This is a genomic window from Pontibacter coccineus (genome assembly GCF_030546575.1).
GTDB classification, from domain to species: Bacteria; Bacteroidota; Bacteroidia; order Cytophagales; family Hymenobacteraceae; genus Pontibacter; species Pontibacter coccineus.
On record NZ_JAUOTN010000003.1, the window covers coordinates 114704 to 136642 of the forward strand.

The following is a 21939-nucleotide window of genomic DNA, read 5'->3' on the forward strand; positions in this document are numbered from 1 at the left end:
AAGGCGGTTCAAAAAACCAGAAAAATTATTTCCGGTCTTTTTTGCCTCCCCTAGGCGGTATGGCGGATGGTGCTTGCAAGTGCTAACGCCTCTGGAGTCACAGGCCATATAGCTTCTCTTGTTAAAATCAGAATCCGGACGAACGCTAAGTTTCCGGGCGTATTTTGTAACCGGTCTGTAAATTAGTAATAAAATTCATTCCGAATAAGTTCTGTTTTGACAAAATAGTCTATTCAAAAACCCGGCCGATTTCCGAAATTGGGTGCTTTGAAGGGAAGATACCACCAAATTGATTTGAAAGCGGATGTCCGATATTATACACTTATTGCCCGATTACCTTGCCAACCAGATAGCCGCAGGCGAAGTGGTGCAGCGGCCTTCGTCGGTGGTGAAGGAGTTGCTGGAGAATGCCATTGACGCCCGCGCCACCAGCGTGCAGCTGATTGTGAAGGATGCTGGCAAGCAGCTGGTGCAGGTAGTGGACAACGGGATCGGCATGTCGGAAACTGACGCCCGCATGTGTTTCGAGCGACACGCCACGTCTAAAATAAAATCCACGGAAGACCTCTTCCGGATCCGCACCATGGGTTTCCGGGGCGAGGCCATGGCCTCGATTGGAGCGGTGGCGCAGGTAGAGCTCAAAACCAAGCCGCACGGTGCCGAAACGGGTACCCGCCTGCTGGTAGAAGGCTCGACGGTGGCGTCGCAGGAGCCAGCCGCTGTGTCTGCCGGTACCTCCATCGCTGTCAAAAATCTCTTTTATAACGTACCGGCCCGCCGCAATTTCCTGAAGACGAATGCGGTGGAAATGCGCCATATCCTGGACGAGTTTCAGCGGGTGGCGCTGGCTTACCCGGAAGTGGCCTTTACATTGCACCACAACGACGTGGAGATTTTCAGTCTGCCAGCCGGTAAGCTGAGCCAGCGCATTGTGGGTGTGTTCGGCAACAACTACAAAGAGCAGATGGCCGGCTGCGAGGAAGAAACGCCCTTTATGAGCGTGCGCGGCTACATTGGCAAGCCCGAGTTTGCCAAGAAGACCCGTGGCGAGCAATTCTTCTTTGTGAACAACCGTTTTATCAAGAGCGGCTACCTCAACCATGCCGTGATGATGGCCTACGAAGGGTTGCTGCCCAAAGACAGCCATCCGTTCTATGTGCTCTTCATCGACATTGAGCCCGAGCGGATCGACATCAACGTGCACCCGACCAAGACCGAGATCAAGTTCGAAGACGAAAAGACGGTATACGCCATTGTGCATGCTGCCGTCAGAAAATCGCTGGGGACGCACAACATCGCCCCTTCGCTCGATTTCCAGAGTGACGTGAATTTTGCGCCGCTGCAACCCATCCGGATGCCACATGGGGGAGAAGGCTTTGAGAAAGAAGGTGCGTTTCCGGGCTTTAAGGTCCCGTCATCACCAAAAAAGGCCAGTTCTAACGGTTGGGAGCAGTTATATGAGCCGCTACGCAATGCCCAGCCGGAGCAGCAACAGGAGGAGCGCATCACGTCTCCATCGGGCATGGACTTGCTCGACGATACGTTTGCGGCACCCATGACCACCTCCAGCAAAACTTTGCAGGTACATCACAAGTATTTGTTGGTGCAGGTGAAGTCGGGTGTGATGATCATTGACCAACAGGCGGCGCAGGAGCGGATTCTGTTTGAAAAGTACATGGCCTCGCTGCAGAAAAAGATGGTGACCTCGCAGGCGCTTCTTTTCCCGCAGACCATCGAGCTTTCGCCGGCTGATTCGGCATTGGTAAAAGAGCTGCGGGCAGAGTTTCAGGAATTGGGTTTCCAGTTCGAGGACTTCGGCGGCAACACCATCATCCTGAATGGTATACCTGCCGATGTGCAGGCGGCCAACGAGAAAGAGCTGCTCGAGGAGTTGATCGAACAGTATAAAAACAATCTGGCCACGCTCAAGTTGGATAAACGGGAGAACCTTGCCCGGGCCATGGCCAAGCGACTGGCCTCCAAGCTGCAGCCGCGCATGTCAGACCTCGAGATGAACTCGCTTGTAGATAAGCTGTTCGGTTGCGAAGTACCCAACTATACCCCCGGTGGACAGAAGACGCTGGTCATCATGGAGCTCGGTCAGCTGCATGACCTTTTCCAGAAGGGGTAATTTGAATTGTTAAATTGTTGATTGTTAAATTGCTGGGTTGGATTTCAGCGCCTTAACTCAGGTATAGGTATAGCCAACAGGTATAGTAAGCGACGCGAGAAAAAGAAGATAAGATGTTCAATATAACCCCCATGGTCAGGAATCTCCTGATCATCAACGTGGTGGTGTTCATGCTGCAGTCAACGGGTGTGTTCGACTACCGATCCTTTGCGCTGCACCACTTCGGTTCCGACTATTTCCAGCCGGTCCAAATATTCACGCACATGTTCCTGCACGGCGGCTGGGCGCATTTGTTCAGCAACATGTTCAGCTTGTTCATCTTCGGGCCTTTGCTGGAGCGATTCTGGGGACCGCAGCGCTTTCTCAGCTTTTACCTGATCACCGGCCTGGGAGCCAGCATGCTCTACTCCGGCGTTCGGGCGTACGAGTTGAATACGATTGAAAACGAGGCTGTGCAGTACATCGAGAACCCAACGCCAGCCGGTTTCTACAATTTTATGGAATCGCATTACGCAGGCGGCTATGAGAAACGCTTTGCGATAGAGTACCAGCGCAACCCGGATAACGAAGGCTACATAACGGAAAGCAAAAAAGCCGTTACGGCTGTCTTCAACCAGGCGTTCAACATGCCGATGTTGGGGGCTTCGGGTGCGGTGTTTGGCATCCTGATGGCCTTTGGTATGCTCTTTCCGAATCTCGAACTCTTCCTGCTGTTCCTGCCCGTCCCCATCAAGGCCAAATATTTTGTGCTCTTATACGGGGGCTACGAGCTGTATGCGGGCTTTAACAGGGTGCCGGGCGACAACGTGGCACACTTTGCCCACCTGGGCGGTATGCTGTTTGCGTACATTCTTATTAAAATGTGGCAACGCAACGATTATCAGGATACGTAATAGTAAAAACAATAAGTATAAGATAGCTAGGCGCAAAAGCCTTTCCGCTCTTTTCAGCTAACAGGTATAATGAGTATCATCCAAGACATAAAAGACTCTTTCCGGCAGCAAAACAATACCCTGAAGCAACTGATTCTGATCAACGTCATCGTTTTTGTGACGTTGATCGTGCTTCGTACGGTGCTGTACCTGACCAGTAGCAGCTGGGCCTACACGGGGCTGATGCGCTTTATCGCGCTGCCCTCTGACCCACTCGTTTTCATTACCCGTCCCTGGACGATCATTTCCTATTTCTTCACGCACGAAGGTTTCCTACACATAATCTTTAACATGCTCAACCTCTACTGGTTCGGGCAGCTGATCAAGGAGTACCTGGGTGAGAAAAAATTGCTCAGTCTGTACATTTTGGGAGGTATAGCCGGCGGCTTGCTCTACATGCTGAGCTACAACCTGATCCCATATTTTGCCGACCGCGCCGCCTACGCCGTCATGATCGGTGCCTCGGCCAGCGTGCTCGCCGTGGTTGTAGCGGCTGCCACGCTGATCCCGAACTATACCTTCAACCTGATCCTGATCGGTCCGGTTCGGATCAAGTATATCGCCGCTTTTCTGGTGATTTTGTCGATTTCCGGGGCTGTAGGCGATAATGCAGGTGGTAACATTGCGCACTTGGGAGGAGCTTTGTTTGGTTGGCTTTTCGTGAAGCAACTGCAACGTGGCCGCGACATGGGACGCCCTTTGCACAGCACCATGGATTTCTTTGCCAACCTCTTCAAGCGGCGCCCGAAGCTGAAAGTAACCCACCGCCAGAAAGCCACTGTTGGGAATGATTCCCGTCCAGCTTCTGGCTACCACACAGGTTATGCCGGCAAGCCCAGCCAAATGGAGATCGACCTGATCCTGGATAAAATTTCGGTTTCGGGGTATGAGAGCCTTTCCAAAGAAGAGAAGCAGAAGCTGTTTCAGGCGAGTCAGAAGGATTAAGCAGGTATAGCTGGACTTTATTGTTTTTTCGCCTAGCCCCAGCGGGGCTTTGTGCTATGGCGTGAGCGTCCTCGCTCTGTTTGCTATGGAGGGGCCTCTGGCCTAGGTATACCTATACCTTGCGTAGCTTCAGCCTTCCTATACCTTAAGCTAAACTGTTTTATAGCTTGCCCTGGCCGGGCGGGCCTTACTTTTTGTCTTGACACAAAAAGTAAGCAAAAAAGTCAAGATTCCCCAAATCGAGGGCCCCTACCCCCACTCGCTGATCGCTCGAACAGTGGGTAATCATTTTAGTGCACCTGGCAATGCTGTTTGCTGCGTAGTTTCAGTGCAGGTTAGTCTTGTTATACCTGCCAGTGGTTATTTGCTGCAGGGCTTATACCAGTAAGCTGGCAGTAGCTGCAAGTCCCCCTTTGAAGGGGGCAGGGGGATGTTAATCGTGCACAAATATACCGGAGCTAAGCTGCTTATACCTGTAAATTGGCAGCGACAGATTCCCCACCTTAGATAAGGAGGGGCTAGGGGGAATGCCGTCAACTTAAGGTTTATTGTCATTTCGACCCCTTGGGAGAAATCTGAAGGAGTGCTTAAGCTTTGAAAAAATCCAGATCTTTCCCGTCGTCGAGTTGACAGCCGGAGTTAATCATGGCTTAAGTTGACGGCATTGGGAATTAGGGGTGATTGGACCCGGCATTTGTGAGAATCCTGTAAATCCCTAAATCCTGTAAATCCTTGGGGTAGGGGCCCTATATAAAGATTCAGACAAACAAAAAAGCGCCCCTCCTTTGCAGAAGCGGCGCTTTTCGTATCACTAAGCAAGGTATAGCGATTAAGCTTTGGCGGCGTTGATGTTGTCGAGCGCTTCCATTACTTCTTTCACGTGACCGCGTGACGTTTCCAGCAATTGCTTCTCGTCGTCGTTCAGTTGTAGTTCGATGATCTTCTCGATACCATTTTTGCCCAGAATTACCGGAACACCCAGGTATACGCCATCGATGCCGTACTCGCCCTCGAGCTTCACGCAAACAGGGAACACACGGCGCTGGTCGCGCACGATCGCTTCCACCATCTGAGCAGCAGCTGAACCCGGAGCGTACCAGGCAGAAGTACCCATCAGTTTCACCAACTCACCGCCACCGTTCTTGGTGCGGTCCACAATGGCGTTCAAAGTTTCTTCGTCGATCAGCTCCGTTACCGGGATACCGCCCACCGTAGTGTAGCGTGGAAGCGGAACCATGGTGTCGCCGTGACCACCCATCAACACCGCCTGGATGTCTTTTGGAGATACGTTCAGGGCCTCAGCCAGGAATGCACGGTAACGGGCCGTATCCAGGATGCCGGCCATACCCATTACGCGGGTGCGTGGCAGCTTGGAAGTGATGTGCGCCGCATACGTCATCACGTCGAGTGGGTTAGAAACCACAATGATGATGGCGTCAGGCGAGTGCTTCACGATGTTCTCGGTTACCGACTGCACGATACCGGCGTTAGTCGAAATCAGGTCGTCGCGCGTCATTCCTGGCTTGCGTGGCAGACCAGAGGTAATCACTACCACGTCAGAACCAGCAGTTTTGGTATAATCGTTGGTTACGCCAACCGTGCGTGTATCGTACAGGTTGATGGGGGCTTTCTGCCAGATATCAAGCGCTTTGCCCTCAGCAAAACCTTCTTTAATATCCACTAAAACTACTTCGTTCGCGATTTCGCGGTAAGCCAATACATCGGCGCACGTTGCACCCACGTTACCAGCTCCAACTACGGTTACTTTCATTGTAGGATATACTTTAATTATGGTTTGAGATTCGGTTTACTTCCGTAAAATTAGAAAATTCTATTGTTAAAATCGTGTTTTAATAGCAAGTATCACAACACACGTAGTACGATTTTTCATATTCAGGTCTTCGCACAAATGAAAAGCGGCTGCCTCCATGAAATAGTGACCTGAGTACTATCTGCGTCATTAGGTTCAATATAGATCGCCAAGATCTTTAACCAGATAACCGTGCTTCTTGATACGAGCTACGTGATACTTAAAATGCTACGAGATACGCTTTAAAGAAATCTCCAGCACCTGTTCTGTCTTCTCGGTCACTTTAAAGCGGTTGTCCAGGCGCTGGCCCACGATCCAGGCAATGGACTGGTCTGTTACTAATACCAGTGTTTTGGCCTTCAGGTTGGCCGGAACCTTCTTATCAATCAAAAAATCGCTGATCTTCTTTTTACCATTCATCCCCAGCGGCACAAACCAGTCGCCTTCCTGCCACGGGCGCAACCTCAGCGGAAACTTGAGCAGGCCGGCGTCCAGGGCAGCCACATGGGGTTTGGTGTTGAGCTTGTACTCGCTGGCCGGTACATAGCGCAGGGTCAGCTGCGCGTGCTCCTCGTTCACTTCCGTCTGACCTTCTTCTATAGTTATACTTCCAAAGCGACTCAGGTTGCGGGGCGTGATCACGAGCTGGTCGCGGTCTTTTACCAAGGTATGGCTCGGCGAGTCGAACTGCTTGCCCGAAAGTCCCTCCAGCGCTTCTACCAGTTCCAACACCACAGAGTAGCTGAAGTTAAACGGGCGCAGCAGTTCGTGCAGCACCACGGGCAGGCCGGTTGCGTTCTGCAGGGGCGCCAGCGACAGGTATACAGCTTCTTCGGCCTCCTTTATACTTTGCTGGCGCAGGTTGTCAATGTAAGCGTGCACGATAGCCTCGGCCTGGCTCACCCGCTCGGCTGTGTGCTGCATAGTTTCCTCCAGGTTCGGGTTGATTTCCTTGAGCACCGGAATTACCTCGTGGCGGATTTTGTTGCGCTGGTACTTGGTCGTCTCGTTCGAGGTGTCTTCGCGCCAGATCAGGCGTTGCTCCGTCACGAAATCGAAAATATCGTCTTTGGTAACCGTGAGCATCGGCCGAATGATGTGCCCGTTTTTGGCAGGTATACCGTGGAGCCCGGCTATACCTGTGCCCTTGGTCAGGTGAAGCAATATGGTCTCTGTCAGGTCGTTGCTATGGTGGGCTGTGGCAACGTAGTCGTAACCTTCCTGCCGGCGCACCTGTTCAAACCAGGTATAGCGGAGCGTGCGGGCCGCCATCTGGATCGAGAGTTTCTCCTGCGCAGCAAAGGTGCGGGTGTCGAAATTCTCAGTATAGAAGGGCACCTCATACTTTTTGGCCAGCTTTTTGGCGAAGAGTTGATCCGCCTCCGCGTCCTCGGCGCGCAGCCCGAAGTTGCAATGTGCCACGGCAAACGTATACTTGAGTTGGTGCAGCACTTCGCAAAGCACCACCGAGTCGATGCCGCCGCTCACGGCCGCCAGTATTTTGCTGTCGGGCCCGCAAAGGGAATGGGATTGGATGAAACCGGAAACTTTCTGTAGCATAAGGCAGCGGCTGGTATATTTTTTATAATTTTGAAGTTAAGAACAGGCAGAGGCCGCAGGTATGGGAACGTGGGTATAACACATCGCCCCTGACCAGGCCCTTGTCTTTTGTCCATAAAGCATGAACATCACAAAATTAGTCTATTCTATTCTCTTTACGCTATTCTCGCTGACAGTTTTGGCGCAGGAGCAGCAGCAGAAGCCTCCGGTCAATCCGCGACAGGCCGCGCAGCAGGTGCGTCCGCCGCAGCCACCCAAGATTGTGCCGCAGCAACAACCACCGCAGCCGCGCCTCAACCAGCCACGGCAGGCACCCCAGCAGCCCCGCACCACACCGCAGGATACGGCGCGTCCGGGTCAGACACCAGCCCAGCAAGGCCCTCAGCAGCAAGGGCAGCAGGATCGGGTGCAACTGGAGAGTGCCGATGACCTAATCGGTACCACGATCAACGGGAAGCGGGTGAACAAGCTGATCGGGAATGTGATTTTCAAGCAAAAGGAGACCTATCTGCATGCCGATTCCGTGTACCAGTACCGCGACAGTGAAATACTGGAGGCTTTCGGCAACGTGCGCATCAACCAGGCTGATACTGTTACCATGACCGGTACGAAGGCTATCTATGACGGGGCAGGACGCACTGCCAAAATGAGTGGCGGCGTAACCATGCAGGACCCCAGTATGACGCTTACAACGCCGACCCTCGACTACAACCTGGATTCACGCACGGCGGTCTATACGGAAGGCGGCACCATCGTGCAGCCCGAAAACCGCTTGCAGAGCCAGCGCGGTACTTATGATACCAACACCAAAGTCTTCACCTTCCAGCAAAATGTAAAAGTGTTCTCGCCGGATTATGAGATCACGGCGCAGAACATGCGCTACAACACCGAAAGCAAAGTGGTTTACTTCCAAGGTCCCACCTTTATCAAAGGGCAGAACGGCGACCTTTATGCGGAACAGGGCACTTATAATACGATTACGAAGGTGTCGCGCTTTGGCCGCAATGCCTACATCCTGACGCCGGAGTACCGTTTGGGAGGCGATGACCTGTACTATGACGAAGCCCGCGGCTACGGGGAGGCGAAAGTGAACATGACCATGCGCTCCCTTAAAGACGACGTGACCATACGCGGGCAGGTTGGTCGCTACTGGCGCGACAAAGGTGTAGCCAAGGTATGGGGTAACCCGGTAATGGAGTCAATCATGGATGGCGACACGCTGTACATGGCCGCTGACTCGCTTATTTCCCGCGAGGCAAAAGCAGACGGACAGCCGAGTATGTTATTCGCCTTTAACAACGTGAAGATCTACAAGTCGGACCTGCAGGGCACTTGCGATTCCCTCAGCTACAACCGAACCGACTCGCTCATGTACATGCACCGCAACCCAACGCTGTGGAGCGAGCAGAGCCAGATCGTGGGCGATACCATCCGCATCCACATGCGCAACAAGACCATCGACAAGATGTACATTTTCAGCAACTCCTTTATTACTTCCGAGGATTCGCTGCAGAACTACAACCAGGTGAAGGGCCGTGACATGGTGGCGCACTTTCAGGACGGCCGTATGCGGCGGGTGAATGTGAATGGCAACGGCGAGAGCATTTATTTTGCGCTGGAGGGCGACTCGGTGCTGACAGGTATGAACCGGGCCGTGTGCAGCGACATGGTTTTAAATTTTGCGGAAAATAAACTCAAATCTATTTCGTTTCTTGTAAATCCGGAAGCCAAGTTTATACCGCCGCACGAGTTGCAGGCCTCTGACCGAAGGCTGGAGGGATTTGCGTGGCTGGAAGAGCTCAGACCCGATAAGAAAGAGGTGCTGGCCCCGCGTGTACCGGTAAAAGAGCCGACGCCGCCTGCAAAAGCAGCTAAGCCAACAAAAGGCAAAGCATCGGGCACCAAGTCAGGACAGTCCAAAGGCAAAAAGCCTGCTGCCGGGGCTGCCAAACCGACTCCGGTCCGCCAGTAAACACTGTATATTCACGCTTGTAAATCACAGGGATATTGTATAATTTTGCCCGTTCATGAACAGAGGAATCCTGCATACCGTCGTAATGTTGTGCCTGTTGGTTTTTGCAACCAGCTGCAGCAACTTCCAAAAGCTATTGAAAAGCAACGACGTTGACCTGAAATACAAAGCCGCGCTCGAATACTACGAGAAAGGGGACTACTACCGCGCCAACCAGCTGTTGGAGCAGGTAATGCCTTTGATGACGGGTAGGGAAGAGGCCGAGAAAGCCCGTTTCTACTACGCCAACACGCACTATCAGCAGCGGGAGTACATGCTGAGCGCGTTCCAGTTCCGCACTTTCTACGAAACATATCCGCGTAGCGAGTTGGCTGAAGAGGCGATGTTCCTGCAGGCCAAGTCACTCTACAACGATTCGCCGGACTTTGAGCAGGACCAGACCAGTACTGTAACGGCTATGGAGTCGATCCAGGAATTTCTGGTGCGCTACCCGACCAGCCAGTACGCGGCAGAGGCCAATACCATGTTTGATGATCTGAGCGCCAAGCTCGATCGTAAATCATTTGAAAGTGCCCGCCTGTACTATAAGCTGCGTAATTACAAGTCAGCTGTGGTGGCGTTTACGAACTTCCTGCGCGAGAATCCGTCTTCCCCGTACAGCGAGGAGGCTTCTTACCTGCGGATAGACTCACAGTACCGTTATGCGCTGGATAGTGTGCCGGGCAAGCAACAGGAGCGTTTCACGGAGGCAGTAGACTTCTACCAGGCCTTCATCGACCAGTATCCGGACAGCCGCTTCCTGCGTAGTGCCGAACAGGTATTCGCCAGCACGCAGTCAGAGCTCGAGAAAATAAAGAAAACTAACCCAAGCAATTCATAAATTAAGTATATATGGCAGCAGTTCCATCATCAATCGTTACCCGTAACATGGCCGACTTTGCAAAGCAGACCGGCAATGTGTACAAGTCTGTTTCGGTGATCTCTAAAAGAGCAAACCAGATCTCTGTGAAGCTGAAAGAAGAGTTGAACTCTAAGCTGGCTGAGTTTGCGACAACAGTGGATAACCTGGAGGAGGTATTCGAGAACCGTGAGCAGATCGAAATTTCTAAGTACTACGAGCGCCTGCCAAAGCCAACTAACCTGGCTATCGAGGAATTCCTGGAAGGCAATGTATACGTTCGCACACCAGACGTAGAGACAGAAGAAATATCGCTGTAAGGCGCATGCTCCGGAATCGGAAAATAGTATTGGGAGTTTGCGGAAGTATAGCTGCGTATAAAGCAGCCATGCTGGTTCGCCTACTCGTAAAAGCAGAAGCAGAAGTACAGGTGATCCTGACCACTTCTGCTTCTGCCTTTATAACCCCGCTCACATTGGCTACCCTTTCCAAGCGGCCAGTGCTCACCGAGTTTGTGCTCAACGAGCAGGGCGTCTGGAACAACCACGTGGAACTGGGCCTTTGGGCCGATGCCATGGTGGTAGCGCCAGCCAGTGCCAACACGGTGGCCAAATTCGCCAATGGCTTCTGCGACAACCTGCTTTCTGCCACTTACCTGTCAGCACGTTGCCCGGTGTTTGTGGCCCCGGCCATGGACCTGGACATGTACCGGCATCCGGCGGTACAGGCCAACTTTACCAAACTGCGCGGCTATGGCAACTTCATCATTGAGGCGGGGTATGGCGAACTGGCCAGCGGACTGGTGGGGCAGGGGCGTATGGCCGAGCCCGAGGAAATTATTCGCGTACTAGAAAACCACTTTTCAGGCATTGGAAAAACTGTTTAAGGGCAAGACTGTTGTCCTGACCGCCGGCCCGACCTACGAACCCATTGATCCGGTGCGCTTTATCGGGAACCACTCAACAGGCAAAATGGGCTATGCGCTGGCCGAATGCTTTGCCCAGCGCGGCGCCCAGGTACAACTGGTGGCTGGCCCTACTAACCTGCAGGCGCAGCACGCAGGTATAACGGTTATACCTGTCACGACCGCCGACGAGATGTATGCGGCCGTCAAGCAGCTGGCTCCTGCGGCTGATATCTGGGTGTTTGCCGCCGCCGTGGCCGACTACAAACCCAAAGTGGTGGCTGACCGCAAAATAAAAAAAGCCGGCAACGAACTGACCATCGAACTTGTTAAGAACGTTGATATAGCAGCAGCGCTCGGGAAAGAGAAGCGGGCAGACCAGTTTGCCGTGGGCTTTGCCCTGGAGACCGACAACGAAGCCAGCAACGCCCGCGAGAAACTGCAGAAGAAGAACCTGAACATGATCGTGCTGAACTCGCTCAACGATCCGGGCGCTGGTTTTAAGCACGATACAAATAAAATCACTATTATTGAGAAAGATACGGCTACCGCTTTTGAGCTGAAACACAAAAGCGAAGTGGCACAGGATATCGTCAACCTGATCTGGGAGAGACTCTATGTTTAAGCGACTGTTTGTTTTGCTGTGTGTGATGGGAATGGCCCTGGGAGCACGTGCCCAGGAGCTGCAGTGCGATGTGGTGGTCAACAGCGAACAGGTAGCTTTTACAGACCGGCAACTGTTCACGGAGATGCAGAACCGCATTTTCGAGTTTATGAACAACCGCCGCTGGACGAACCAGTCCTACCGGGTGGATGAGCGCATCAAATGTCGCATCCTGATCAACCTGACCGAAATGCCTGAGGTAGGGACTTTCCGCGCCAATGTGCAGATCGTGTCGGTAAGGCCGGCCTACGGCACCGGCTACGAATCCACGCTTTTCTCGGTCATCGACCGCGACTGGCTTTTCCAGTTCAACGAGGCGCAACCCCTCGACTTTGCCGAAAACAACTTCACGGGTAACCTGTCGGCCATGCTGGCTTACTACGCCTACATGATCATCGGGATGGACAACGACAGTTTTGCCAGGCTTGGCGGCTCCCCCGCTTTTGACCGGGCGCGTGGCATTCTGAACCTGGCTGCCTCACAGAACTCTATTTTTCCGGGCTGGCGTCCGTTTGAGGGCAACCGCAATCGCTACTGGATGATTGACAACATGCAGGACCCGGTTTTTGTGCCTTTCCGGGAGGGCATCTACACTATGCACCGCCAGGGGATGGACCTGATGGCACAGGACCCGGAGAAAGCCCGCAAGGCCACGCTCGACGTGCTGCGGAACATCCAGAAAATTTCGCAACAGAAGCCGGGCGCGGCCGTGATCCGCTCTTTCTTTGAGGCCAAGTCAGATGAGCTGGTGAATATTTTCAAAACTGCCGCTCCCGCCGACAAGCAGGCCGCCTATACCTTGCTCACGCAGGTAGACCCTACCAACAACACCAAATACGAAGTACTTCTCCAGCGCTAAGCCTTTTCCAAATTTCACAGAAAGCGCGTATCTTCACGGGGCGGATGGCTATACCTGTGCGCTATACCTATGGGCAAACGCCAGATCAGAATCAATCGAAATAAATTGGCCGACCACCTGCCCGAACTGTTGCAGCGACAGACGGTGCAAGTGGTGCTGAGAACCCGTGTGGTGGTGCAGGGCGTGTTGCAGCATGTATCAGCGGAAGAACTCGAGCTGCTGGACGGCCGGCGCAGCAAGCACACCATACCTGTAGCGGAGGTAGAGGAAGTGATTTACGACATAGAAGCACCTTATTAAAATACACCCAAATTATCGAACTAAGTCCGGGCGTTAAGTCTTATACCTTGTGACAAGCGTCTTGCATCCTGATATATGCTGATTGATCTTAAAATAAAAAACTACGCACTGATAGAGCAGCTGGAAATGAATCCATCGCCGGTGCTCAATATTATTACCGGCGAAACCGGTGCCGGTAAGTCTATTATGCTGGGTGCCATCGGCCTCTTGCTCGGTAACCGCGCCGACTCCAAGTTGCTCTTTAACCAGGAGCAGAAGTGCGTGATCGAGGGGGTGTTTGATATTTCACAGTACAACCTCAAAGAGGTGTTTGTAGCCGAAGACCTGGACTTTGACGAGCAGTGCATTCTGCGCCGCGAGATCAGCCCGAGCGGAAAGTCGCGCGCCTTTGTGAACGACACGCCCGTAACGCTCGACGTGCTGCGCAAGATAGGGGAGAACCTGATGGACATCCACTCGCAGCACGACACGCTGCAATTGGGCGACACTAGCTTTCAGCTCAACATCCTCGATATTTATGCCGGCAACACCTCGCTGGATATCTATGCGGGCAACCTCTCATACCTGAAAGACTACAACGAAACCTACCGCAGGTATAAGAAACTCGAAGGCGACTATAAGAAACTGACCGACCAACTGGCGCAGGCGCAGAAGGAGCTGGATTACAATACTTTCCTGCTCAACGAACTCGAAGAGATCAATCTGCAGCAAGACGAACAGGAGCAGCTGGAGACAGAGCTGAAGGAGTTGGAGAATGCGGAAGATATCAAACTGAAGCTGACACAGGCCGTGCAGTACCTCACCGAATCGGAGTTCAACATCACCTCCGCCCTGAAAGACACTGTACAGCTGATCAATCAGTTGGCGGCTTTCTCACCGAAGTACGAAGAGTTGCGCACGCGCACCGAGAGCTGCATGATTGAGCTGAACGACGTGGCCGGTGAGCTGGAAGATGCTGAGCGCCGCACGGAAGCAGATCCGGCCCGTACCACGGAAGTTCAGGAGCGCCTGAACACCATCTATACCTTGCAGCGCAAGCACCAGGTGCAGTCCATTGCGGAGCTGCTTGAAATACAGCGCGAACTTGAAGATAAAGTAGGCAGCGTCCTCAACCTGGACAATGCCCTTTCCAGCACCGAGAAAGCCATGAAAGAGGCCGAAAAGGAAATGCTGGAGAAAGCAGCTGTGCTTTCAGAGCGCCGGAAAGCTTCGTTTGGCCAGTTCGAGAAGGAACTCTATACCTTGCTGGCCGAGCTTGGAATGCCGAACGCCCGCATCGTTATTCAGCACAAAGTCGCCGCGCCAACCGCCACCGGTACCGACGAGATCAGCATCCTGTTCAGTGCCAACAAGGGGGCGCAGCCCCAATCCTTGGTGAAAGCGGCCTCAGGAGGTGAATTCTCCCGCCTGATGCTGAGCATCAAGTACATGCTGGCCGACAAAACGGCTCTTCCAACCATCGTGTTCGACGAGATTGACACAGGTATATCGGGTGAGGTAGCCGTGAAAGTGGGCAAGATGATGCAGCAAATGGCGCAGAAGCACCAGATCATTGCCATTTCACACTTGCCACAGATCGCGGCACAGGGCAACTCGCATTATTTTGTGTACAAGCACGACACCGAAGACCGCACGATCAGCCGCGTGAAGAAGCTGAGTGAGAAAGAGCGTGTAGATGAAATTGCGCACATGATTGCGGGCGCCAACCCAAGTGCGAGCGCCTACAAGAGCGCCAAAGAACTGCTATCGCTGTAAACTCTCTTAAAGTGCCTCTTTGCTGAGAAGCTCCGCCTGGAACCAGGTATAGGAGTTAACGGAAGGGGCAATCTTGTGCGAATGATGGCTGCTTTGAACTTGAGTTATACCTAGTTATTGCTATATTGCTGCCTGATTTCCGTTGGACATACCTGTCTGGCGGGAATCCTAAAAATGTGAAACATTAACCTGACAAATACATGTCTTACAATCTGCTTAAAGGAAAGAAAGGAATTATATTCGGAGCACTGGACGAAAAGTCTATCGCCTGGAAAGTAGCGATGCGTGCCAAGGAAGAAGGCGCTGAGTTTGTGCTGACAAACGCCCCGATCGCGATGCGTATGGGTGAGATCAACAAACTGGCGGAGGCCTGCAACGCGCAGATCATCCCTGCCGATGCCACTTCTGTAGAAGACCTGGAAAACCTGTTCAGCAAGGCGCAGGAAATTTTAGGCGGTAAGCTCGACTTTGTGCTGCACTCCATCGGCATGAGCCCGAACATCCGCAAAGGCAAATCGTATGGCGACCTGAACTACGAGTGGTTCCAGAAGACGCTGGACATTTCAGCGCTGTCTTTCCACAAGGTGATGCACGTGGCTGAGAAGCAGAATGCCATGAACGAGTGGGGTTCTATTGTAGCCCTTTCCTACATTGCAGCCCAGCGTGTGTTCCCTGACTATACCGACATGTCGCATGCCAAGGCATTGCTGGAGTCGATTGCCCGCAACTACGGCCACCGTTTCGGCAAGATGAGCAAGGTACGCGTAAACACTATCTCCCAATCTCCGACCAAAACAACAGCCGGTACCGGTGTAGGCGGTTTCGACGCTTTCTATGACTATGCTGACAAGATGTCGCCGCTTGGCAACGCCTCTGCGGAGTCCTGCGCCGACTACTGCATTACCCTGTTCTCGGACCTGACCCGCATGGTGACTATGCAGAACCTGATGCACGATGGTGGCTTCTCTTACATGGGTATCTCTGAGGAGGTAGTGGAAATGCTCAATAAGCAGTAGTTTCGAATTTGGAAATTTGGAGATGTGAAGATTTGAAAGTGAATCTCACAAACCCTTGAAATACAAAAAGCCCCTGGTGCTATGTGCTCCAGGGGCTTTTTTGATGTTTTGCTCGTTTGAATTGCGTGGAAAGTATGCCAAACCCAGCGTCACTTTTGGCTTTGCTTTAAAGCAGAGTTATAAAGCTCCACATCTTCAAATCAATCTTCCTCCCGGTGTACTTTGGTGAAGTCGAACGCAGGTACGCACACGGACCAGTATTCGGTCTCCTCGTCATAGGGGTTGGAGTAACGGATGCGGGACCCGGCTTTGATCAGGATGGACTCGCCGGCTTCTACTACCACTTCCTCTCCGTCAATTTCAATTAACTTTCGGCCGCGCAATACGATCGTGATCTCGTCGAACTCCGGCGTTTGATGCGGCTCGCCCCAGTGCGGTGGCGCTACCATGTGGGCCACGCTGAAGGCGTCGGTATGGGTGGAGGCCTTGCCGAAGTGTTCTTCTATAAGCTTTCCGTCGGTGGTAGGCACCCGGAAAGGCTTGGTCTGCTTGAAATATTTCTTCTCAGTCATAGGCTGGCAGGTATAGCTTAGGATTTATCTGGGCACTCGCCTTTGGTATAAGACGTTACGCCTGACCGGTCAGCTGTACAGGCATTGCCGTAGGTTTTTCCGTCGCAGCCACACACCGGGTCATATTGCATGGTACACATCCGGTCAGGGTCGATCTTGGCCTGATCAATGCAGGGTATTTCGCTGTTTTTGCAGGAGAAGAAGGCGCTCATGGCCAGGAAGGCCGTCGCAAAAGCTGTTTTTTTCATGGTGTTTTATTTGTTATCGATTATACGCGCTTATGGGTAGGCGGAGAGGTAAACTACGGCTTTGGAGAACCCAATATGCAAAAATAGCATGTTGCAAACTAAGTATGCACCGCCCCGTATGTAATGGAACGTAAAATAAATGGAATACAAATATAAGGACTATACTTTCTGTTTTAGGAAATCACGCCTTATCAAGTAAACAGCACCAGAAAATGATAAACAACATGAACGACGAAAAAGGAAAGATTTTGCTGGCCACGCTAGCCGGTATTGGAGTAGGCGTAGCAGCAGGTATACTGCTGGCCCCCAATAATGGCCCTGACACCCGTGACAGCCTGAAAAGAACATTGAGCAAAGCAGGTGATGACCTGGAGCGCACCGTGAAAAACCTGATGGACAAGCTTGAGCGCAACAAAGTGACAGACGATGGCAGCAGCCTGGTGATGCGCGGATCCTGGGACGACGTAAAGGGCCAGTTGAAGCAGAACTACGCTGAACTCACAGAAGATGACCTGACTTATGTGGAAGGACAAGAGGATGAACTCTGGGGCCGCCTGCAGCAGAAATTAGGCAAAACCAAAAACGAGATCATGAAGGTAATCAGGGGCTTGTAATAACGCACTGATCATAATTAAAAGCCCGGCATCGTGTTTTGCTGGGCTTTTTTTCGTTAATTAGGTGCAGTATAGTATAAAACTGTAGTATAGTTATAACTTAATACATGGCTTCCTCGTTATTAGGTCAACAGTTGAAATTAAAGAAACCAAATCCAACAATTTATAATAAACAGAACTATGAAAGATAATAGCGGAAAAGTAATGCTTGCCCTGTTGGCAGGCGCTAGCGCTGGCGTAATTGCAGGTTTACTGATGGCTCCGGACACAGGTGAGCAGACCAGAACTGGTATCAAAAAATGGGCTAACAAACTGAGCAAAGACCTGGAGAAGAACCTGCAGACTGGCCTTGACGAAATCAAGAACATGAGCAGCGAAGCCATGAACAAAATGGGTGGTGCTAACAAAAACGGTGGCAACACTGGCGGCACTACTGGTGGCAATGCATCTTCTTCTTCAACTGGCTCTACCGGTTCATCGGCTGGTACACGCACAGGCGGCGCTGCTGAAACTAACGTTTAGTACATAGCCCCTTCAGGAACTATACGAAAAGCTTAGCTTGCTCCCAAGGCATACGTGCCTGCTGACGCGAAGCCTGGCTTTGGAAACATGAATGGCCTGTCCCTAACCGGGGTGGGCCTTTTGTTTTGGGGCCTGATGAGCTGATTTGCGCTAACCTTCGGACTTGGCTCCCGTTATTATTTTAGAGCGTATAACAAGTTGGCAAGAAAGAATTCACACAAAACCAGAGAAGACTATGAGAACGAAAATGGATTACAGCAGCCTGGGAGAGGCCAAAAGCACATACAGTAACACGCCACGATCTTCCTCCACCCACAGCTATGTGGGCAAAGAATCGGGCGAAAATGTGACACACTCTTCAATTCGTGAGCCGCAGCACCAGCCGCAAACGCAGCAGCGTACTGTGTATAGCAGCGGCAGTCGTAAGGACTCCTCCTCCGGCTCGCATGGGGAGAGCAGCGGCACCTTGGGGGTCGCCATGGGCCTGCTCGCAGGCGCCAGCGTAGGTGTGCTGGCAGGTATACTCATGGCACCCGACAGTGGCCGCATTACCCGTCGCCGCCTGTCAGACTCCGCCGCCTGGGTAGGCCGCGGCATCAACGAGAAGCTCGGCACGGGCAGGGTTAAAACAGAGTCCTGGATCAGCAAGGCGGAAGAAGGCTTGAAAGATGTAACGGATAAGGTAAAAAGTAGCCTGTCCGGCGAAAATAGGGATAGATACTAGAGACGAAAGCCTCTAATAAACAGAAATGGCCCGCTAAGGTATAGCGGGCCATTTCTGTTTACTAGTGATTATATGAATTACTCTTCTCTCTTCTCCGGCTTCATCTGCGGGAAGAACAGCACATCTTGGATGGAGTGTGAGTTCGTCATGATCATGCTCAGGCGGTCGATGCCGATGCCCAGACCCGCTGTTGGCGGCATACCGTACTCCAGCGCGCGCAGGAAGTCTTCGTCGAGCACCATGGCCTCGGTGTCTCCGCGCTTGCCAAGCTCCAGCTGCTCCTCAAAACGGGCACGCTGATCGATTGGGTCGTTCAGCTCGGAGAAGGCGTTGCAGATTTCCTTGCCGTTGCAGATCGCTTCGAATCGCTCTACCAGACCTGGCTTGTCGCGGTGCTTTTTGGCCAGTGGGCTCATCTCCACCGGGTAGTCCGTGATAAAGGTCGGCTGGATCAGGTATGGCTCGCAGGTCTCGCCGAAGATCTCATCGATGATCTTGCCTTTGCCTAGCTTCGGATCCACTTTTATACCGAGTGACTCGGCTGTCTGGCGCAGCTCGGGCTCTTCCATCTCCGAGATATCGATCTTGGTGAAGTGCTCAATAGCCTCGAACATGGTGAAGCGCTTCCAGGGGCGCTGGAAGTTAATGATGTTCTCACCTACCTGTACCTCGGTGGTGCCGTGCAGGTCCATGGCTACTTTCTCCACCATTTCCTCTACCAGGTCCATCATCCAGTTGTAGTCTTTGTAGGCTACGTACAGTTCCACCTGCGTGAACTCCGGGTTGTGGAAGCGGCTCATACCTTCGTTGCGGAAGTCCTTGGCGAACTCGAACACACCGTCGAAACCACCCACGATGAGGCGCTTCAGGTATAGCTCGTTGGCAATGCGCAGGTATAGCGTCATGTCCAGCGTATTGTGGTGCGTCTTGAACGGACGCGCCGCCGCACCACCATACAGTGGCTGCAGGATTGGTGTTTCCACTTCCAGGTAGCCCTGGTTAGTCAGGTACTGGCGCATGGAATTTACCAGTTGTGTACGCTTGCGGAAGGTCTCACGCACATGCGGGTTCACGATCAGGTCCACGTAGCGCTGGCGGTAACGTAGTTCCGGGTCTGTAAAGCCATCGTGCACGATCTCGTTGCCGTTCTCGTCGATCTCACGCTTCACGATCGGCAGCGGACGAAGCGACTTGGTCAATACTTTCAACTCCGTTACGTGTACCGAAATCTCACCTACCTGTGTGATGAAAGCGTATCCTTTGATACCGATGAAGTCACCGATGTCGAGCATCTTCTTGAACACGGTGTTGTACATGTCCTTGTTCTCGCCTGGGGCAATGTCGTCGCGGGAAACGTAGATCTGGATACGACCGGTGCTGTCCATTAGCTCAGCAAACGAGGCTTTGCCCATCACGCGGCGGCTCATCAAACGGCCCGCCAGGGTTACTTCCTGGTAGTTGTTCTTGTCCTTATCGAAATTCTCCTTTATCTCTTTGGCCGTAGCCGTCACTTCAAATGTTTCGGATGGATATGGGTTAATGCCCATTTTCTCCAGCTCTTCGCGCTCGTGGCGTCTGCGTAGTTCCTGTTCGCTGAGTTGCATGCGATTTTAGTACTAAAGGTGACTGTTATATATAAACTGCAAAATTGCTAAATAATCAGCAGCTTTTAAAAGGTTAATTGGTGATTGTTAAAGGTTAAGAATGTTAAGGTAGAGGAATGAGGTAGGGGGTTACAATTGTGCTAAGACATGTAGCATGTGCTATGCCTTGTAGCAACCGCTACCGCAGGTATAGTAAATGATGTTGTTTTATAGCTTGCCCTGGCCGGGCGGGCCTCACTTTTTTCCTTGATGAAAAGAAAGAGGGCCCCTACCCCCAGTAAGCAAAAAAATCAAGACGCTCCAAACTCGCTGACCGCTCGAACAGTGGAGCGTCGTAAAGTGCACTTGGCTTAGGTGATCTGTTTCATAGCTTCCGGGGCAAGTTAGCCTTGTTATACCTGTCAGTGGTCTGTGACACTCACAATAAGACTTATGCTTGACACTGACAATGGCCAAAAGGTCCCCCTTTGAAGAGGGCAGGGGGATGTTAATCGTTCCCAAATCCCACTCCTGTTTTGGGGGTAGGGGCCCTCTTTAAAAGGAGGGGCTAGGGGAGGTGATTCCCCTCTCGGGAGGGGCGGGTATAATCTTGCACGAGAATCCTGTCAATCCTAAAATCCTTGGGGTAGGGGCCCTGTATAAAGATTTTGACAAAAAAGCCCCGGCAAGTAAGACTTGCCGGGGCTCCTATATATGTAGTGGAACGAATAGGACTTAAGCAGCTGTGCGGAGTTGCTGCTCGTCGTCCTGTAAAAGGGGTTTAACTCTGTCTTGCAACCTGGCTGCCACAAAGGATTTTTGCAGATAGGCCGGCAGTTCCTGCACAAAGGCCTCGTACTGCTGCAAACTCATCGCCTGCGCCACGTAACACTCGTGTATACCGTTCAAGTAACTCACAATCTGGAGGAGCGAGTCATGGAACAGCTTAAAGTCGATGTCGGACTGCACGAAGCGCTCGATTTCGCGGTGTGAGCTGGAGATACGCAACCTGGCCAGCAAATCGAACAGCGTGGTGTAGCCCATACGCCAGGTCAACTGCTGCCAATGCTGAGGACCAAACTTCTGCAACACCTCACCCGTGCGACTGCTACGGATGGCGGTATTCAGGTTAGCCTGTACCTGCTGTCGCACGGACTTGGCCTTCATGCGACGCGTAGTCTTCAAAAACTGTCCGATCTGCGATTGTGCTTCGAGCTCCTTGCCCGCAATCTGCAAGCCCGGCTTATAGTGCGCCAACGGCAAACGGTTGATGCGGAAGTCATCAAAGTGGCCCGATGCGTAAAAGCTCATCGCCTGCGGGTAAGCGTTCTTCACGATCAGGCGGCCTGCTTCACGCATCACCAGCGACTCATTGCTGGTCTTGATCTGGCGGGTATGCAGGAAAGCCTGTAAGCTCGCAAACACAGTATAGTATGCCTGCGGGAAGGTCCAGTGCAAAGCATTACGGATGTAGTTCTCATCGCCCAGCTCGGCCGTAGTACGCAAAGCATACTCTGTATTCCAGCTATTGAGCAACAGTTTTTTCACCGCTTCCAGATCTTCTTCAGATAACTCAGCAGGCACATCCTTAAAGTAAGCCAACTGCTGCAGACCCATCCCTTCGTAGTGGTCGAGGTGGTAATTGATCGCGAAAAAGTAGTTTAGAAACACCTGCGCCGGGATGGATTTATACCATTCCTTGTCCAGCTGTTTCTGCTCTTCCGGATACATAGATATGATGTTTTCTTCTTCTTTCTCTTTCATGTATTTACAACATTTCTGGCCTGCTAACAGTTGCAAATTTCAGGTATAAATAGTGTGTTTAATTGATTTTATATCACTGATAATCAATGATTTAAAGAATGTCTGAAAAATATTTTATGTGGCTGTATAATGCTCTTGCTGTGGCCGCTTTTAAGGCAAGTTTTGG

At 52.1% G+C, this 21939-nt stretch carries 21 protein-coding genes; 15 read left to right on the forward strand and 6 right to left on the reverse strand.

Features of this window, described 5'->3' with window-relative positions; all coding sequences use genetic code 11:
• The first annotated feature begins 304 nt into the window (after window positions 1-304).
• From mutL to Q4E40_RS07775, 3 genes are all read left to right on the forward strand, one after another.
• Window positions 305-2131, forward strand: a complete 1827-nt coding sequence (gene mutL / locus Q4E40_RS07765) for a DNA mismatch repair endonuclease MutL (RefSeq protein WP_303411214.1) — start codon at window positions 305-307, stop codon at window positions 2129-2131.
• 113 nt (window positions 2132-2244) lie between these two features.
• Window positions 2245-3024, forward strand: coding sequence for a rhomboid family intramembrane serine protease (locus Q4E40_RS07770; RefSeq protein WP_303411215.1), 780 nt, complete (start codon window positions 2245-2247; stop codon window positions 3022-3024).
• A gap of 69 nt (window positions 3025-3093) precedes the next feature.
• Complete coding sequence (locus tag Q4E40_RS07775) at window positions 3094-4008, forward strand: rhomboid family intramembrane serine protease (RefSeq protein WP_303411216.1); 915 nt, start codon at window positions 3094-3096, stop codon at window positions 4006-4008.
• Window positions 4009-4837: 829 nt separating this feature from the next.
• On the opposite strand, the gene mdh is transcribed toward Q4E40_RS07775, so the two are convergent.
• Both mdh and tilS read right to left on the reverse strand, forming a co-directional pair.
• Window positions 4838-5779, reverse strand: coding sequence for a malate dehydrogenase (gene mdh / locus Q4E40_RS07780; RefSeq protein ID WP_303411217.1), 942 nt, complete (start codon window positions 5777-5779; stop codon window positions 4838-4840).
• A 267-nt stretch (window positions 5780-6046) separates the two neighbouring features.
• Window positions 6047-7378, reverse strand: coding sequence for a tRNA lysidine(34) synthetase TilS (gene tilS / locus Q4E40_RS07785; protein WP_303411218.1), 1332 nt, complete (start codon window positions 7376-7378; stop codon window positions 6047-6049).
• A gap of 121 nt (window positions 7379-7499) precedes the next feature.
• On the opposite strand from tilS, the gene Q4E40_RS07790 reads away from it, so the two are divergent.
• The 9 genes from Q4E40_RS07790 (at window position 7500) to Q4E40_RS07825 (ending at window position 15746) form a co-directional block, all read left to right on the forward strand.
• Window positions 7500-9350: an OstA-like protein gene (locus Q4E40_RS07790; protein ID WP_303411219.1), complete on the forward strand. Its 1851-nt coding sequence runs from the start codon at window positions 7500-7502 to the stop codon at window positions 9348-9350.
• A 55-nt stretch (window positions 9351-9405) separates the two neighbouring features.
• Window positions 9406-10230 carry an outer membrane protein assembly factor BamD gene (locus Q4E40_RS07795; RefSeq protein ID WP_303411220.1) on the forward strand — a complete coding sequence of 275 codons (825 nt, stop codon included), beginning with the start codon at window positions 9406-9408 and terminating at the stop codon, window positions 10228-10230.
• Between the two features lie 11 nt (window positions 10231-10241).
• On the forward strand, window positions 10242-10568 hold the full coding sequence (locus Q4E40_RS07800; protein WP_303411221.1) for a DNA-directed RNA polymerase subunit omega: 327 nt from the start codon (window positions 10242-10244) through the stop codon (window positions 10566-10568).
• A gap of 68 nt (window positions 10569-10636) precedes the next feature.
• Complete coding sequence (locus tag Q4E40_RS20400) at window positions 10637-11134, forward strand: flavoprotein (RefSeq protein WP_368411163.1); 498 nt, start codon at window positions 10637-10639, stop codon at window positions 11132-11134.
• Window positions 11118-11777 (forward strand): bifunctional phosphopantothenoylcysteine decarboxylase/phosphopantothenate--cysteine ligase CoaBC, encoded by a 660-nt coding sequence (coaBC, locus tag Q4E40_RS20405; protein WP_368411164.1) that lies wholly within the window; start codon window positions 11118-11120, stop codon window positions 11775-11777. The genes Q4E40_RS20400 and coaBC overlap by 17 nt, the downstream gene beginning before the upstream one ends.
• Entirely contained in the window at window positions 11770-12675 is a 906-nt protein-coding gene (porD, locus tag Q4E40_RS07810; protein WP_303411222.1) for a type IX secretion system protein PorD, read from the forward strand. The genes coaBC and porD overlap by 8 nt, the downstream gene beginning before the upstream one ends.
• Window positions 12676-12744: 69 nt before the next feature.
• Entirely contained in the window at window positions 12745-12975 is a 231-nt protein-coding gene (locus Q4E40_RS07815; protein WP_303411223.1) for a hypothetical protein, read from the forward strand.
• A gap of 75 nt (window positions 12976-13050) precedes the next feature.
• Window positions 13051-14730 carry a DNA repair protein RecN gene (gene recN, locus Q4E40_RS07820; protein ID WP_303411224.1) on the forward strand — a complete coding sequence of 560 codons (1680 nt, stop codon included), beginning with the start codon at window positions 13051-13053 and terminating at the stop codon, window positions 14728-14730.
• A 200-nt stretch (window positions 14731-14930) separates the two neighbouring features.
• A complete protein-coding gene (locus tag Q4E40_RS07825) occupies window positions 14931-15746 on the forward strand; it encodes an enoyl-ACP reductase FabI (RefSeq protein WP_303411225.1) in 816 nt (271 codons plus the stop codon).
• A 200-nt stretch (window positions 15747-15946) separates the two neighbouring features.
• Here the strand turns inward: Q4E40_RS07825 and Q4E40_RS07830 are convergent, their stop codons facing one another.
• Together Q4E40_RS07830 and Q4E40_RS07835 are read right to left on the reverse strand one after the other, a co-directional pair.
• Window positions 15947-16318, reverse strand: coding sequence for a cupin domain-containing protein (locus Q4E40_RS07830; protein WP_303411226.1), 372 nt, complete (start codon window positions 16316-16318; stop codon window positions 15947-15949).
• 17 nt (window positions 16319-16335) lie between these two features.
• Window positions 16336-16566, reverse strand: a complete 231-nt coding sequence (locus Q4E40_RS07835; RefSeq protein ID WP_303411228.1) for a Kazal-type serine protease inhibitor family protein — start codon at window positions 16564-16566, stop codon at window positions 16336-16338.
• A 224-nt stretch (window positions 16567-16790) separates the two neighbouring features.
• On the opposite strand from Q4E40_RS07835, the gene Q4E40_RS07840 reads away from it, so the two are divergent.
• From Q4E40_RS07840 to Q4E40_RS07850, 3 genes are all read left to right on the forward strand, one after another.
• Complete coding sequence (locus Q4E40_RS07840) at window positions 16791-17180, forward strand: CsbD family protein (RefSeq protein ID WP_303411229.1); 390 nt, start codon at window positions 16791-16793, stop codon at window positions 17178-17180.
• Window positions 17181-17360: 180 nt separating this feature from the next.
• The gene (locus tag Q4E40_RS07845) at window positions 17361-17702 is read left to right on the forward strand and encodes a YtxH domain-containing protein (RefSeq protein WP_303411230.1); all 342 of its coding nucleotides are present in this window, start codon (window positions 17361-17363) and stop codon (window positions 17700-17702) included.
• A 235-nt stretch (window positions 17703-17937) separates the two neighbouring features.
• Entirely contained in the window at window positions 17938-18426 is a 489-nt protein-coding gene (locus tag Q4E40_RS07850; protein ID WP_303411232.1) for a YtxH domain-containing protein, read from the forward strand.
• A gap of 77 nt (window positions 18427-18503) precedes the next feature.
• Here Q4E40_RS07850 and lysS read toward each other — a convergent pair whose 3' ends face one another.
• Both lysS and Q4E40_RS07860 read right to left on the reverse strand, forming a co-directional pair.
• A complete protein-coding gene (gene lysS, locus Q4E40_RS07855; protein ID WP_303411233.1) occupies window positions 18504-20030 on the reverse strand; it encodes a lysine--tRNA ligase in 1527 nt (508 codons plus the stop codon).
• 714 nt (window positions 20031-20744) lie between these two features.
• A complete protein-coding gene (locus Q4E40_RS07860; RefSeq protein WP_303411234.1) occupies window positions 20745-21773 on the reverse strand; it encodes a hypothetical protein in 1029 nt (342 codons plus the stop codon).
• Between the last annotated feature and the right edge of the window lie 166 nt (window positions 21774-21939).

Excerpts from the sequence above, each read along its gene's own strand:
- Q4E40_RS07770 (WP_303411215.1), top strand. The coding sequence starts at position 2,245 with ATGTTCAATATAACCCCCATGGTCAGGAATCTCCTGATCATCAACGTG.
- porD (WP_303411222.1), top strand. The coding sequence starts at position 11,770 with ATGTTTAAGCGACTGTTTGTTTTGCTGTGTGTGATGGGAATGGCCCTG.
- Q4E40_RS07775 (WP_303411216.1), top strand. The coding sequence starts at position 3,094 with ATGAGTATCATCCAAGACATAAAAGACTCTTTCCGGCAGCAAAACAAT.
- recN (WP_303411224.1), top strand. The coding sequence starts at position 13,051 with ATGCTGATTGATCTTAAAATAAAAAACTACGCACTGATAGAGCAGCTG.
- tilS (WP_303411218.1), bottom strand. The coding sequence starts at position 7,378 with ATGCTACAGAAAGTTTCCGGTTTCATCCAATCCCATTCCCTTTGCGGG.
- lysS (WP_303411233.1), bottom strand. The coding sequence starts at position 20,030 with ATGCAACTCAGCGAACAGGAACTACGCAGACGCCACGAGCGCGAAGAG.
- mdh (WP_303411217.1), bottom strand. The coding sequence starts at position 5,779 with ATGAAAGTAACCGTAGTTGGAGCTGGTAACGTGGGTGCAACGTGCGCC.
- Q4E40_RS07795 (WP_303411220.1), top strand. The coding sequence starts at position 9,406 with ATGAACAGAGGAATCCTGCATACCGTCGTAATGTTGTGCCTGTTGGTT.
- Q4E40_RS07825 (WP_303411225.1), top strand. The coding sequence starts at position 14,931 with ATGTCTTACAATCTGCTTAAAGGAAAGAAAGGAATTATATTCGGAGCA.
- mutL (WP_303411214.1), top strand. The coding sequence starts at position 305 with ATGTCCGATATTATACACTTATTGCCCGATTACCTTGCCAACCAGATA.
- Q4E40_RS07835 (WP_303411228.1), bottom strand. The coding sequence starts at position 16,566 with ATGAAAAAAACAGCTTTTGCGACGGCCTTCCTGGCCATGAGCGCCTTC.
- Q4E40_RS07860 (WP_303411234.1), bottom strand. The coding sequence starts at position 21,773 with ATGAAAGAGAAAGAAGAAGAAAACATCATATCTATGTATCCGGAAGAG.
- Q4E40_RS07830 (WP_303411226.1), bottom strand. The coding sequence starts at position 16,318 with ATGACTGAGAAGAAATATTTCAAGCAGACCAAGCCTTTCCGGGTGCCT.
- Q4E40_RS07815 (WP_303411223.1), top strand. The coding sequence starts at position 12,745 with ATGGGCAAACGCCAGATCAGAATCAATCGAAATAAATTGGCCGACCAC.
- Q4E40_RS20400 (WP_368411163.1), top strand. The coding sequence starts at position 10,637 with ATGCTGGTTCGCCTACTCGTAAAAGCAGAAGCAGAAGTACAGGTGATC.
- Q4E40_RS07790 (WP_303411219.1), top strand. The coding sequence starts at position 7,500 with ATGAACATCACAAAATTAGTCTATTCTATTCTCTTTACGCTATTCTCG.
- Q4E40_RS07845 (WP_303411230.1), top strand. The coding sequence starts at position 17,361 with ATGAAAGATAATAGCGGAAAAGTAATGCTTGCCCTGTTGGCAGGCGCT.
- Q4E40_RS07800 (WP_303411221.1), top strand. The coding sequence starts at position 10,242 with ATGGCAGCAGTTCCATCATCAATCGTTACCCGTAACATGGCCGACTTT.
- Q4E40_RS07840 (WP_303411229.1), top strand. The coding sequence starts at position 16,791 with ATGAACGACGAAAAAGGAAAGATTTTGCTGGCCACGCTAGCCGGTATT.
- Q4E40_RS07850 (WP_303411232.1), top strand. The coding sequence starts at position 17,938 with ATGAGAACGAAAATGGATTACAGCAGCCTGGGAGAGGCCAAAAGCACA.